Annotated in this window: 11 protein-coding genes; 7 read left to right on the top strand and 4 right to left on the bottom strand. The window is 66.2% G+C overall.

The window, feature by feature from the left end; genetic code table 11:
* Positions 1-81: 81 nt before the first annotated feature.
* The 5 genes from HKW67_RS18615 to HKW67_RS18595 all read left to right on the top strand — a co-directional run bounded on the left by HKW67_RS18615 (position 82) and on the right by HKW67_RS18595 (position 6,278).
* Positions 82-690 carry a hypothetical protein gene (locus HKW67_RS18615; RefSeq protein WP_171226811.1) on the top strand — a complete coding sequence of 203 codons (609 nt, stop codon included), beginning with the start codon at positions 82-84 and terminating at the stop codon, positions 688-690.
* Between the two features lie 110 nt (positions 691-800).
* Complete coding sequence (locus HKW67_RS18610; RefSeq protein WP_171226810.1) at positions 801-1,382, top strand: hypothetical protein; 582 nt, start codon at positions 801-803, stop codon at positions 1,380-1,382.
* A 98-nt stretch (positions 1,383-1,480) separates the two neighbouring features.
* Positions 1,481-2,098, top strand: coding sequence for a peptide-methionine (S)-S-oxide reductase MsrA (gene msrA, locus HKW67_RS18605; protein WP_171226809.1), 618 nt, complete (start codon positions 1,481-1,483; stop codon positions 2,096-2,098).
* A 66-nt stretch (positions 2,099-2,164) separates the two neighbouring features.
* Positions 2,165-4,867, top strand: coding sequence for a protein kinase domain-containing protein (locus HKW67_RS18600; RefSeq protein WP_171226808.1), 2,703 nt, complete (start codon positions 2,165-2,167; stop codon positions 4,865-4,867).
* Between the two features lie 16 nt (positions 4,868-4,883).
* Positions 4,884-6,278 (top strand): sulfatase-like hydrolase/transferase, encoded by a 1,395-nt coding sequence (locus HKW67_RS18595; RefSeq protein WP_171226807.1) that lies wholly within the window; start codon positions 4,884-4,886, stop codon positions 6,276-6,278.
* 12 nt (positions 6,279-6,290) lie between these two features.
* Here HKW67_RS18595 and HKW67_RS18590 read toward each other — a convergent pair whose 3' ends face one another.
* Positions 6,291-6,860: a Uma2 family endonuclease gene (locus HKW67_RS18590; RefSeq protein ID WP_171226806.1), complete on the bottom strand. Its 570-nt coding sequence runs from the start codon at positions 6,858-6,860 to the stop codon at positions 6,291-6,293.
* A 188-nt stretch (positions 6,861-7,048) separates the two neighbouring features.
* On the opposite strand from HKW67_RS18590, the gene HKW67_RS18585 reads away from it, so the two are divergent.
* Complete coding sequence (locus tag HKW67_RS18585; protein ID WP_171226805.1) at positions 7,049-9,487, top strand: serine/threonine-protein kinase; 2,439 nt, start codon at positions 7,049-7,051, stop codon at positions 9,485-9,487.
* Positions 9,487-11,082 (top strand): serine hydrolase domain-containing protein, encoded by a 1,596-nt coding sequence (locus tag HKW67_RS18580; RefSeq protein ID WP_171226804.1) that lies wholly within the window; start codon positions 9,487-9,489, stop codon positions 11,080-11,082. Before HKW67_RS18585 ends, HKW67_RS18580 begins: the two co-directional genes overlap by 1 nt.
* A 227-nt stretch (positions 11,083-11,309) precedes the next feature.
* Here the strand turns inward: HKW67_RS18580 and HKW67_RS18575 are convergent, their stop codons facing one another.
* The 3 genes from HKW67_RS18575 to HKW67_RS18565 are packed head-to-tail and all read right to left on the bottom strand — an operon-like array spanning position 11,310 to position 13,991.
* The gene (locus HKW67_RS18575) at positions 11,310-12,161 is read right to left on the bottom strand and encodes an RnfABCDGE type electron transport complex subunit D (protein ID WP_171226803.1); all 852 of its coding nucleotides are present in this window, start codon (positions 12,159-12,161) and stop codon (positions 11,310-11,312) included.
* Positions 12,154-13,119, bottom strand: a complete 966-nt coding sequence (locus HKW67_RS18570; protein ID WP_171226802.1) for an FAD:protein FMN transferase — start codon at positions 13,117-13,119, stop codon at positions 12,154-12,156. Before HKW67_RS18570 ends, HKW67_RS18575 begins: the two co-directional genes overlap by 8 nt.
* Positions 13,116-13,991, bottom strand: a complete 876-nt coding sequence (locus HKW67_RS18565) for an FMN-binding protein (protein ID WP_171226801.1) — start codon at positions 13,989-13,991, stop codon at positions 13,116-13,118. Before HKW67_RS18565 ends, HKW67_RS18570 begins: the two co-directional genes overlap by 4 nt.
* Between the last annotated feature and the right edge of the window lie 97 nt (positions 13,992-14,088).

Here is a 14,088-nt window from a genome sequence, read left to right as displayed (position 1 = left end):
CGAAGCGGGATCGGCAGTCGATGAACGATTGCGGCGCCCAAGGTCTCGCGCCAGAGTGGTTTTCCCCCATACTTGTCCGTCATGTCCGGATTCTTCAGTCGACTCGCTGCGATGTTCGGTGCCCCTGCCGCCGGTGATAGCAGCTCTGCGCCCGAGATCGTGCGCACCACGCTGCGCGGCGTGCCTGTCGAAGTGATCAACACGCGCCCCGACATCGACACAACTGACGTGCTGGCGCGACTCGACGAATCACTGGCGCTCATCGGTACGTATCAGCCGTGGCGCCTGGCGCATCTGCGGCGTGACATCCGCGGCATCCGCGTAGAGCGCTTCGCCTGCCGCGGCGCCTTCATTCCGCAGGACAACGTGATCATCACCGAACTCACGTTTCTGGCGCGACGCGATATCAGCGCGGCACCGGTGGCCTCGTCGATCTTGCACGAAGGCGTGCATGCGCGCGTGCACGCGATGGGCGTGTATCGCACGGAAGCCGAACTGCCGCGTGAAGAGCGACTGTGTCGCCGCGCCGAGCTGGCATTCGGTCAGGCGTTACCGCCAGAACTCGGCGCACCGGTCGTGGAACGCGCGATGGCGAGTTTGTCGCTCGACGATCGCGGTGTCGCGCCCATCGTGGACTGGCAGGAAGCGCAGCGCCGGCAAGATGCCGCCGATCGCAACGCGTCGGCATAGATCCGGAATAGGGTAGCGCGCCACGGCGCGTGTCTTTCTCCAGGAGCCCGCGCTGCGCGATGGTATCTCCGCGCCAAGGGCCATCCCGACATATCACAGAGAGAGGCACCATGACGCACCACTCCACGCGATGGACGGCGCTGCTCGCGCTCGCCCTTGGGTCACTCACCGTTTCCTCACGCGCATCGGCGCAGATTGCCGTGGTGTCGCGCACGGCGATCGACGATGCCGTCCACGTCACCTTCGGGCAGCTGTGTGAAGACCGTTTCGTGATCCGCAACGACGGCACGAAGCCGGTGGATCTCGAGTACGCCGTCGAGAAGGGTACCGAACACACCAAGCTCACGCTTGGCGCGCGCGAACTGGTCGAACTTGAATCGAAGGCCAAGGAACCGCTCGAACTCTGGATCGGCGGCAAGCTGGTGGCCAAGGCCGAGAAGGAAAAGCGCGCGTGCAAGGACGTACAGGGCAACGCGTCCGTGATGGTCGCTCCGCTCGAAGTGGCTGCGACGGCCAAGGATGACAGGAACGCCTATGCCCGCGGCTATCCGTACTTCGACCCGTTCATGTACGGCGGTGGCTACGGCTACGGCGGGTTCTACGGTGGCCTCGGCTTCCGCCCGTTCTACACCGGCTTCGTCGGCGTGCCCATCATCGTGGGCGGACCGCGCGGTGGTGGCCGGCGCCGCTAGCGGGAACTTCCCGCCCCGATTCCGGCTATCTTCTGCAGCCTGCGTGCTGGAGTCGGGGCGGTCCGCGCTGCGCGAGTATTCCTTTCGGGAGACGTGACATGGTTCGTACACTCATTGCGGCGGTTCTTCTGGCCACCGTTTCGCTTACCTCGACCGCGCGCGCCGCGACGCTACAGACGGCCGTCTTTGCCGGTGGCTGCTTCTGGGGCGTCGAAGCCGTGTTCGAGCACGTGAAGGGTGTGAAGTCGGTCGTCTCGGGCTACGCCGGTGGCGCCGTGGTGAACCCAGACTACGAGACCGTGAGCAGCGGTCGCACCGGACATGCCGAAGCCGTAAAGGTCACCTTCGACCCGGCCGTCGTGTCGTACGAAACCTTGCTGGCCGTGTTCTTCACCGTGGCCCACAACCCCACGGAGCTCAACCGACAGGGTCCCGACGTGGGCACCCAGTATCGTTCGGCGATCTTCTTCACCAGCGCCGAGCAGCAGAAGAGCGCCACTACGGTTATTGCGCAGCTCACCAAGGCCAAGTCATTTCCGCGCCCGATCGTGACGCAGGTGGCGTCGCTCTCCAAGTTCTACGACGCGGAGACGTACCATCAGAACTACCTGTACAGCCACACCGACCAGCCGTACATCGTGTACAACGACCTGCCCAAGATCGACGCGCTGAAGAAGCAGTATCCGGCGCTGTGGGAGAAGACGCAGGGCAAGTAGGACACACTCGCGTAGTGTCGGGGCGCGGTCGTACTTTGGAGTGGTGATTCCTCCAGCCCCGACTCCGTGAACCCGTCTGACGTACACGCGCGCCTGACCACGGCGCTGGCCGGACGCTATCGCCTCGAGCGCGAGCTCGGCGCCGGCGGTATGGCCACCGTGTATCTCGCCCACGATGAGCGGCACCACCGTCGTGTCGCCATCAAGGTGCTCCATCCCGAGCTGTCGGCGGTCCTCGGCACCGAGCGGTTCCTCAAGGAAATCGAGCTCACCGCCGGGTTGCAGCACCCGCACATTCTGCCGTTGTTCGACTCGGGCAGCGCTGATGGACTGGTGTTCTACGTCATGCCCTTCGTCGATGGCGAGACGCTGCGCGCGCGACTCGAGCGCGAACGCCAGCTGCCGATCGCCGACGCCGTGCGCATCGCGCAAGACGTGGCCAGTGCGCTCGACTACGCGCACAAGCGTGGCGTCGTGCATCGTGACGTGAAGCCCGAGAATATTCTGCTGCACGACGGTCGTCCGATGGTGGCCGACTTCGGCATTGCCCTCGCCGTGAAGGAAGCCGGCGGACAGCGGATGACGCAGACCGGCCTCTCGCTCGGCACACCTCAGTATATGGCGCCCGAGCAGGCGATGGGCGAGAAGACCGTCGATGCGCGCGCCGATGTATTCGCGCTTGGCGTGGTGACCTACGAGATGCTGGCCGGCGAACCGCCATTCACCGGGCCCACGATGCAGGCGATCGTGGCGAAGGTGCTGGCCAGCGAACCGGTGCCACTCACTGAGCTGCGCAAGAGTGTGCCGGAACATGTGTGGGAAGCGGTGGCGACGGCGCTCGAGAACTTGCCGGCCGACCGGCACGCGAGTGCTGAGCGATTCGCGGCGGCACTGAGCGACAGCACGGCCGTACCGCGGCATGTCAGTGGTGCACGCGTCGCTTCGGCACGGGCCAGCCGTCCTTCCGCCGCGCGACGTGCACTCCCGTGGATTGGCGGTCTCGCCGCTGGCCTATTGATTGGCGCCGTGATCGCGAAGGGCCGTGAGCGAGGCACGGCCAGCGCCGCCGACCCCAACGCGCAGCCGATTCGATTTCTCGTCACCGCTCCCGATTCGCTCGAGCTCCAGGCGGTCTGTTGCGGGCTGATGATGCTGCTCTCACCCGACGGTCGCACGCTGGTGTATCAGGCCCGACCGGTCGTCACGGATTCGGTGGCCCCGGCGCAACCGCAACAGCTGGTCGTGCGCGACCTCGGTTCACTGACGTCCACCGTGCTCCCGGGCACCGTCGGCGCGACGTCGATGTCCGTGTCGCCCGATGGGCAACAGGTGGCGTTCGTCGCCAAGCAACGACTCTATCGCACGCCATTGCGTGGTGGCGCCGTCACCGAGGTCGTTCAACTGCCCACCGGATTCGTGAGCGGTAGCACGTGGCTCAGCAACGACCGCATCCTGGTGACTGTTGGTACGGCCATATACAGCGCCGATGTGCAGTCGTCGCAGCTGTCGACGTTCTTGAAGGCAGACTCCCTCGAACGACAGCCTGTTGGACCATCGGCAGTGGATGGCGGCCACGGCATGCTGTTTTCGTACAGTGGCCCTGAGCGCGTACCGTCGGTGCACTGGCTCCCGACCGGCTCCACCACGCCACGACGGTTGATGCCGGGTGCCACGCCCACCTACGTGCCGGCGTGGAGACGATTGCTGGTCAATCGCACCGGTGCGCTGCTGGCGTTTCCATTCGATCCAGTTACCGGAGACACCACTGGCCCCGCCGTGAAAGTGGCCGACGGCAACGTGCTGCGCTCACCCATTCTCGCGCACGCCGAATATGCTGTTGCGCCGAACGGTACCTTGGTGCTTGCGCGGCGGGAATCCGACGGCGCCGCCGGGGAATGGACGCCGAACAGCAGCATCACGATGCGACGCAACGGTGTGAATACACCGATTGTCATTCCCAGCAACGGCGCGTTCGTCTTGGGCAGCGCCTCGTTTTCGCACGACGGGAATCGACTGATCATGCCGTCGCGCAGCGGCTTCGACGGCTGGCGCGTGGTGATGCAGGATCTCCAACGCGGTGTGACGCAAACGGTCACGGGCGATGATTACGGTCGACTCCCGGCGTTCACGGCGCGCGACGACAGCATCGTGTATCTGTCGCGAGAACCGCTGACCTTCTCCGTGCGACCGTCCGACGGGAGTGGTAGTGCCGTCGCGCTTCCCGCGCTCACCAATTGGTCGACCGTGAACGAGATCTCGATGAACGGTGACTGGATTGCCGTGTCAGGCACCGCCGCCGTCGGAGCGACGAGCGCCGACATCGGTGTGTTCCGTCGGAGCGTGGGCGGTCCGGTGCAGCCCTATGCGCACACTGCCGCGCGCGAAGAGGCACCCGCGATTTCACCGGACGGACATTGGCTCGCGTATTCCGCGAACGTTTCGGGCGTTGACCAAGTGTACGTGAGTCCATTTCCGACACCCACCTCCCGCACGGCGGTGTCAGGAAACGGCGGACGGCTGCCGGTGTGGAGTGGGGATGGCCGCACGCTGTACTACGTCGACGCCAAGAACGCATTCATCGGGTTGCCGTTCTCAACAGGTGCTGATGGCACGGCAGCCTTGGGCGCCGCACGGACCATTTTCAATCGCGGCTACGTGCGCAACTGGACGATCTCGCCCGACGGAACGCGCATGATCTTCATCGATACGGCACAACTACTCCGGCTGCTTGGTCTCGAAGTCGTGTTGAATCTGCAGCCGGGACCTTGAAAGGCGTACAACGACGATGCTCCCACCAACTGCTCCGCGTTTCTTCGCGACACGTCGCGCGCTGCGCGCAGGCCTCGGCGCTATCGCGGTCGCCGTGCTCGTCACCCTGCGCTCGGCGCCACTCGCCGCGCAATCGCCAGCCAACCGCCCCAACGTCGTCCTCATCATCACCGACGACATGGGCTACGCCGACTTGGGCGTCTACGGCGCGAAGGATATCCGTACGCCGAACATCGATCGGCTGGCGCGCGAGGGCGTGCGCTTCACCGACTTCTACGCCAACGGCACCACCTGCTCGCCCACCCGCGCCGGGCTGATCACCGGCCGCTATCAGCAGCGCTACGGCGTGGAGCAACCACTCCCCGCGAACGGCGCCGCAGTCGCTGACGGCGAGCGGGGGCTCGACGCGTCGCCGTACTCGCTTCCGCGGTTACTCAAGTCCAGTGGCTACGCGACCGCGCTCGTGGGCAAGTGGCACCTGGGCTACGCACCCACGCAGAGCCCACTCGCACACGGCTTCGACTATTTCTTCGGCCTCAAGAGCGGCTATCACGACTACTGGCATCACAACGACAGTCGCGGCGCACCCGATCTGTGGGAGAATGATGCGCGCGTGGAGGTCGATGGCTACAGCACGGCGTTGATCGCTGACCGGGCGATTGCCTTCATCGAGCAGCACGCCAACGCGCCGTTCTTCATCGACATCGCGTTCAATGCACCGCACTGGCCGTTCCAACGCCCCGACACGCCCAGCAAAGCGGTCGGGAACGCACGCTTTCTCAAGCCGGCGGATTCACTTCCCAGCACGCGCGCCGATTACGCCAGCATGGTGGAAGCGATGGACAGGCACGTCGGTCGCGTGCTCGCCACCCTCGAGCACCGGGCGATCACTCGCAAGACCATCGTGATCTTCACCAACGACAACGGCGGCGAGTGGCTGTCGGACAACACGCCATTGTTCAATCGCAAGTATTCCACCTGGGAGGGCGGCATCCGCGTGCCGGCGATCGTGCGCTGGCCGGGGCGTATCCGCGCGGGGACGGTGACAGCGCAAGTAGGCATGACCATGGACCTCGCGGCGTCGGTGCTGGCCGCGGCGCAAGTCGTCGTGCCATCCGGCGCGCAGCTCGAGGGTATGAACCTCTTTCCCGTACTCGAAGCGAAGATACCCGTGGCCCCGCGCACGCTCTTTTGGCGGTCGGTGCAAGCCAAACGTGACATGCGCGCGGTGCGTGATGGCGACACCAAGATGGTGGTCGAGAGCAACCACACTTTTCTCTACGATATACGGCGCGATCCGGGTGAGCGGCATGACTTCGCCCGCATGCAGCCGGACGTCGTACGCCGACTGACCCTCATGCTGCAGGCGTGGGAACGTGACGTGGATGCCGACGCGGCGCGGCGGAAGTAGCGCGTCAGCGCGTCAGGCCGGACCCAGCACCTCGGTGAAGAACAGATCGAGCTCAATCACGAAGGGCGCAGCGGCACCCGCAGGCTGCCACTCCACGCGCTCGGCGTGGATGCTCGGGCGCTCGTCACCCGGCAGCCATCGCTCGATCAGGCGAGAGTCGAGGTCCACAATCCAGTACTCGATGTTCGCGCGCTGATAGCGGCCGCGCTTCACCACGCGATCGAATCGCGCGGTGCTGGGCGACAGGACTTCGACGAAAAGCAGCGGGTGGCCGCGCTCCTCGTCGGTACGCGGGCGCCGCCCGTCGACGAGTGGCACCACGTAGAGGTCGGGCTGCACGAGCGTGCGAGGGTCTAGGACCCAGTCGGACGGTGCCACGAACACGACGCCAACCCCGGCTGGGCGCAAGATCGCCTCCAGCGTGACGGTCAGCACGATCAACGCCGACTGATGCAGCGTGCGCGGCGACGGGCTCACCAGCAGCACCCCATCCACACACTCGTACCGTTGCGTCGGGTCGTCCGGCAGCGCCTGCACCTCGGCGGCAGTCCAGATACGGGGCATGAGCGCGGGCATGGCCATAGTGTGCCGAGCAGCGGGGGGAGATGGCAAGGGGTCACGACCCATGATGGACGTCCGCGGCGTACCGTGCATCATCGGTTTCCTGCCTGTGGTGGCGGAAAAACGCACGGTCCGCCCGCGGCATGCATTACCCCGCTCTGTCCGGCGCAGTAGACTCTCTGACATTGTCGCGCCCCCCATCAGCCCGCATGATCGACACCACCTTCCGTAGCACGCTGCAACACGCCCTTCCCGACACCCTCCTGCTCCAGCGCGAGCTTGGCGGCGGCGGCATGTCCCGGGTGTTCCTCGCGCGCGACGAGGCGCTGGGGCGCGAGGTGGTGGTCAAGGTACTCTCGCCCGAGCTGGCCGCAGGGTTGAGCGCCGAGCGTTTCACGCGCGAGATCAAGCTCGCCGCGTCGTTGCAGGAGCCGCATATCGTGCCGGTGCTGACCGCGGGCGCAACGGCCGATGGCCTGCCGTGGTTCACCATGCCGTTCGTGGCCGGCGAGTCCTTGCGCGATCGCATCGCCCACGGCGCACTCCCGGCTGCCGACGCGCTGGGCATTCTGCGCAATGTGGCTCAGGCGCTCGCTTATGCCCACGCGCGCGGCATCGTGCACCGCGACATCAAGCCGGAGAATGTGCTGCTGTCGAGCGGCACGGCCGTGGTGGCCGACTTCGGCATTGCCAAAGCGCTGAGCGCGTCGCGAACGCAGGCACCCGACGCCTCGCTGACACAGGCGGGCATGGCGATCGGTACGCCGGCCTACATGGCGCCCGAGCAGGCCACTGGCGACGTGAACACCGATCACCGCGCCGACATTTACGCGTGGGGCGTGCTGGCGTACGAGCTACTGCAGGGCGCACATCCGTTTGCCGATCGCACGACACCGGCGGCGATGACTGCGGCGCACATTGCGACACCAGCGCCCGTCGTCACCGCCGCGACTGTGCCTGCCGCAGTCCGCGCGCTGATCACGCGTTGCCTCGCGAAAGATCCCTCCGACCGGCCGGCGGGCATGGACGTGGTGCTCACCGCGCTGTCCACGAGCGCCGAGTCTCCTGCCGCCGCGCCTCCCGCTCACACCAGTCGGCGTGCCCCCGTGGCGATCGGCGTCGCCGCGATCGCCGTGCTCGCGGCCGGCATGGCGTGGTGGCGTTCGCAGGCCACGTCGCCAATGGCTGGCTCAGCGAATAGCGCCGCGACCGCGCAAGAAGCCGTCGCGTCGCTCGCCGTCATCCCCTTCGCGTCCGTCGGTGGCGACACGACGAACACGTTTCTCGCCGAGGGCATCGCCGACGAACTCACCACGGTTCTCTCGCGCGTACCCGGCCTGCGCCTAGCCGGCCGCGCCACCGCCGCGCGATTCAAGGGCTCGACGCTCACCGCGACGCAGCTCGGCGACACGCTTGGCGTGCGCACGATCCTGATCGGCAGCCTGCGACGCGCCGGCGACCGCGTACGCGTCACCGCCGAACTGAGCAACGCGAGCAACGGACGTGTGCTCTGGCAGGATACCTTCGAGCAGGATGCGCGCGACGTCTTTCGTATGCAGGAGCTACTGGCGCAAGCCATTGGCGCCCAACTGCAGCTGCGTCTCGGCGGCACAACCGTGAGCGCAGGCACGAGCAATCCGGAGGCGTACGAACAGTACTTGCGTGGCATGCAGGTGTATCGCAACCGCGGGCCAGTTTTTACCGACGCCGAGCGGTATTTCGACGCGGCCATTCGCGCGGATTCGTCGTTTGCGCGCGCGTGGGCCGGAAAGTCCATCGCCCTCATGGGCACCCCGTACTACGCGCTGCGCCACATGCGCGATGTCATCCCCGTGGCCCGCGTTGCGGCGGCGCGCGCGCTGGCCCTCGACTCGCTCAGCCCCGATGTACACATCGCGCTCTCCGCGATTGCCGCCGAGCAGTTTGATTGGGCCGGTGCAGAGCGCGAAGCGCGACGGGCCATCGCACTCGATTCCGTGAGCTCCATTGCGCACTGGCGGCTTGGCTTCAACTGGAGCAACCAAGGCCGGGTGGCGGAAGCGCTGGTCGCGTTCACGCGCGCCCGCGAGCTGGACCCGCTGTCTGGAATTATTCTGGCGTGGGAAGGAGTTACGATGGCGAGCGCCGGGCGATTTGATGAAGGCGTGGCCCTGGCGATTCGCGCGCATGACTTGGCGCCAACGGTGGCGCCCATTCAGACCATCATGCTTTCGGCGTTTGCCATGGCCGGTCGCCATTCAGAGGGCGCCGAGCGTGCGGCGAAGTTGGCCCCACTGGTGAGCGACCCCATGTACCTCGGCCCAATGGCCCGCGCGCTGGCCGTGGGCGGGCAGATGGGCGAAGCCACGCGCATATCGCAGCGCCTCGAACGCATGGGCAACGATGTGCGCGGCGTGTGGTACGGCCGCATGAGCTCGCGCCTCGTGACCGGCGATACAAGCGGCGCGCTCGCCGCGCTAGAGGCCGCGGCCGCGAGCGACGGCGACCTCGTGCCGTCGGTCATTCTCGCCAACCCGTGGTTTGACCCCATTCGCACCACGCCGCGCTTCAAGGCGGCGATGAAGCGGTACAACCTTGGAAACTCGCCGCTCGTGCAACCGCGCGGCGGGCGGCTTGGTGTTGTGCTAAAACCGAAACCGGGCTCCTGATGAGACCTCTCTCCGCCTTCGTCTCGCGTGCGTTTGGTGCCGCGCTGCTCTCGACCATCGCTTCCGTCAGTTCCGCTGCACAGTCCAGCATCGCCCCGCCCGCGCGATTCACCGACCCCGATCGCGTCACGAAACTGCGCGCCGCGCTGCCGCAGATCGACAGCGTGATGCGTGCCTTTGCCGCGAGCTCGCGCGTGCCAGGCATCGCCTACGGTGTGATCGTGGACGGCCAGTTGTTGCATGTGTCCGCGCTGGGATTGCGCGACGTGCCGAGCAAGGCGGCGGTGGACACCAGCTCGGTGTTCCGTATTGCCTCGATGACCAAGAGCTTCACCGCGCTCTCGATTCTGCAGCTGCGCGACGCCGGTAAACTGTCGCTCGATGATCCTGCCGAGCGATATGTGCCGGAACTGAAGGCCATGCGCTACGCGACGAGTGACGCGCCGCGTATCACCATCCGGCATCTGCTGTCGCACTCGGCGGGTTTTCCGGAAGACAATCCGTGGGGTGACCAGCAGCTCGCCGCCACCGACGCGCAATTGTCGGCGATGATCAAAGCGGGCATTCCGTTCTCGAACGCACCCGGCACGGCGTACGAGTACTCAAACTTCGGCTTCGCGATTCTCGGTCGTATCGTGCAGAACGTTAGCGGCATGCCGTACGCCCGCTACATACAGGAGAGGGTGCTGCGCCCGCTTGGCATGACGTCCACCACCATGGAAGCGCGCGACGTGCCGGCCAATCGCTTGGCGCACGGCTATCGTTTGCAGGACGGTGCGTGGCTGGAAGAAGCGGCACTACCCGACGGCTCGTTCGGCGCGATGGGCGGCATGCTCACGAGCAGCGCCGACCTGTCACGCTGGGTCGCATTGATGCTCGACGCGTGGCCGGCGCGCGACGGCGCTGAGTCGCCAGTGCTCAAGCGGTCGTCGCTGCGCGAGATGCAGCAGATCGCGCGCTTCGGCGGCGCGACGGCCGCGCGCAATGCGGCGGGTGTGTTGTCGCTGAATGCCGGTGGTTACGCGTACGGGCTGCGCTCGGCGTCGAACTGCCTATTCGCGCACATCGTGTCGCACTCCGGTGGCCTGCCGGGTTTCGGCTCGCAGATGCGTTGGCTCCCCGAGCACGGCGTGGGCGTCGTGGCGCTGGGCAACCTCACGTACACGGGGTGGACGGGTGTGATCGATCAGTCGTTCGAGATCCTGGCTCGCAGCGGTGGACTCAAGCCGCGAGAGCCGCAGCCGGCGCCGGTGCTGCTGGCCATGCAGAGCCAAGTCACGCGACTGGTGCAGGAGTGGAATCAGCCGCTGGCCGACAGCATCGCGGCGATGAATCTGTTTCTCGACGAGTCAGGCCCGCGTCGCGCGGCGGCGATCGAGAAGATGTCGAATGCCGTGGGCGGTAACTGCAAAGCAGTTGGTCAGATCTGGGCCGAGAACGCGTTGCGCGGCGTGTGGCGCATGCAGTGCGCGAACGGGGCGCTTTCGGTCGGCATTACACTGGCGCCGACGGAACCGGCGCGCGTGCAGCAGTTCACGGTGCTGCCGATGAGGGCGGACGCGGTGATGGGGCCGGCGCCGCTGTGTCGGCAGTGAACGGCAGAGTACTCAGTTTTCAGAATTCTGGCGCCAGACTTTGTATAGTGGTCAGCGTTCAGCAGCTACAGTCCACAGTTGCGAGAGTTTGACTGGCGGCGCATCGGACGGGCGAACCACAAATCCGCGCCGCGCACGTCACGAAGGAAATTCTCGAAACTGTGCACTGTAGCTGCTGAACGCTGAACACTATAAACAGTCTGACGCCTGTACCTGACCGTCTGTAATCAGTTCACTGATCCGTTCCTCCGCGCCCGCACGCGATATCGTCTCCACGCTTCCCACCCGTTGGCCACCAGTAGTCCCGCCAGCAGGAAGTACACCGCGCCCACCAGCTCGAACACGAGATACGACACCACCGCGGTGATCACGCCGAACACGATCTGATCACGCGCCTTGGGCGGTGACGTGGGCGGATCGGTCACCATGAAGAACGCAAAGAACAGCGCCGCGTGCAGGTCCGGCTCTCGGTACAGCTCGGCCACCTTCGCCGGATCGCCAACGAACGCGGTGAGCGTGAACAGCAGAAAGTGCACACCAAGGAACGCCAGTACCGCCGGCATCTTGTTCACACGATCGGTGATGAACACGCCGGTTACGAACAACGCGGCGATCGCGAGAATGGGCAGCTCGGGCAACGCGCCCCACCAGCTCTGACCCGTATCGAAGGCGAAATAGCTCACCACCAGCGCCAGCGCCGCGGGATTGAACACGTTGGCCGAGCGTCCGCGGGCCACGTACTTGCTGAGCACACCAATCACCGCAGTCATCGCCGCGATCTTCCACGAGCCGAACGGGCTCAGCACCATCGCCACCAACAGTCCCGTGAGCAACGCGCCACTCGGAAACGACCACTCCTTGTCGCGATAACGCAGAATCGGTGCGTCGACGAGCATCGCGGCAATGGCCGCGGCCGCGACGCCTGGTGCGACTACCGCAAAACCGCTGCGCGTGCCCGCGAGCGGGATCAGCACGGCGAGCGCGATCACCAGCAGACCTTTCGGTGTCTTGAAGAACTTCGTGAGCGACTTGAACGAGTTGCTCGGCATCGGCGACATGGTCGCGACCACTTCAGACATCGATCCAATCCGGCGTTGTGTGACGAACGAGCTGCGCATCCACGAGGCACGCGCGAAGGTCATGGAGTTCCAGCAGCGCGAGTCCCTCGGCGCACCCCAGTACAAAGGCCGCGGTGCCAAGTGCGTCGGCGACCATCGCGGTCGGCGCGATCACCGTGGCACTGATCACCTCGCGCGGCGACACGCCCGTAGTCGGGTCAAGCAGGTGATGTTCACTCGACGCCGAGTCGACAACCGCGCCGTCGGCTACACGCCGTTCGTAGTCGCCCGACGTACAGAGCGCGGCATCAGTGATCGCGACCCGCGTGAGCAGCGCATTCGGCTCACGCGGATGCCGAATCCCGATCGTCCAGGGCTGCTCAGCGGCGTTGTGTCCGCCGCAGTACAAGTCGCCGCCGGCGTCAACGACGAAATTCTCGAGCGGCCTCAGCTCCTGCACCGCCATATCGATCGCGAGTCCTTTGGCCACGGCGCCCAAATCGAGCAGCAGCGCACGCTCCAACCGGATCGATCGCGCGGACTCGTTCAGCACCACATCGCGGAACGACACTGGCTCGTCGGCGGGCACCGCGGAACTCACCACGGCGCCATCGCGATAGTCGCGATTGAACCCGCGGGCTTCCATGCGCGCCCCCACGGTCGGATCGAACGCCCCGTGTGTTTCCTCGGCCACCGCCATGGCAAACCGCACCGCTTCAAACAGCATGGGTGACACCACGACATCGACACCAGGCGAAGCACACACGCGCCGAAGCTCGCTGTTCGCATCGAAGCGTGAGCACACCGACTCCACGCGATCAAACCAGGCGTAGGCGCGCTCGATGTCGAGATCACGCGAGCGTCGGGCGCGCGCACTGCGATCGTGACCGACCACGTGAATCGTGACCACAGTACCCATGCGCGGGCGCGAGGTGATCGCGGCACGCGCGGGCACGCCATCGAGCGCGGCGCGACTCACTTCGCCTGCGCGAGCGCCTGTGTCACCGCGTAGTAGAACGCATCCGAGCTCACCGTGGCGCCCGACACGAAGTCCACTTCGGCCGACTGACGCGCCACCACTTGCGGCACGAGCACGGCGATCCACGAGCACGAGTAGCGCGTGAGACACTGCGAGATCACGGTGTTCGTGATGCGTCCGTTCTGGATCTCGACCATCGCTTCGATATCGCCATGTCGCGAGGTGCCGCGGCCGAGGTACACGCCGTCTTTGTACGTCGTCTTGGCGGCCGACTTGGTAGCAGGCGCGGGCGCAGGTGCCGCAGCAGGCGGCGTCGGTGTAGGCGCCGATGTCGATGTCGTGACGGGCGCCGGCGTGTTCTGCACCGGAGCAGTCGCAACCGGTGCCGGTGCACTCGGCGTAGTCAGCGGCGCAACAACCGGCGGCGTCACGGCCGTCGGCGACGCGGGCACCCTAGCGGGCGCACTCACCGCTGGCGGCGGTGCGGTTTCAACCGTGGCGACCTGCACGGCCGCGGAAGGGGTCGTCGCAGTCGCCTTGGCATCCGAGAGCACGACCGCCGGCGACGACGGAGCGGGAGTCGTCGCGCCCATCCCACCCGCCGCGCCCGTCGCCGGAGTCGCCGCAGTCGGCGCGTCCACCACCGCCACCGCCGGTATCGCCGGAACCGTCGCCTCTCCCGATTCCCCGGCTGCGGTCCGCGCACCCGCCGCCCCTGCACCGGCCCGCGACGCACTGCGCGGACGCCGTTCGGCGCTCTCCGCCGCCATGCGATCTGCCGCCGACTTCGTTTTCGCGAAGCCGGCCGTGTACACGATCAGCACGGCCGCTGAACCGAGAGCGACCAGATTGTTGCCGCGAGGCTTGGACACGAGGAGAGGCGGGGCGCGGGGAACGGCGGGCGAACAGATCGGGCGGGTGACCGACTCTGCTTATATACGCCGCGTTTGTCCGCTCTGCTGCACCCTC

The sequence above is a fragment of the Gemmatimonas groenlandica genome (assembly GCF_013004105.1).
GTDB lineage: Bacteria > Gemmatimonadota > Gemmatimonadetes > Gemmatimonadales > Gemmatimonadaceae > Gemmatimonas > Gemmatimonas groenlandica.
The sequence above is the reverse complement of the archived record's forward strand: the minus strand, read 5'-3'. Positions and strand labels throughout refer to the sequence as shown.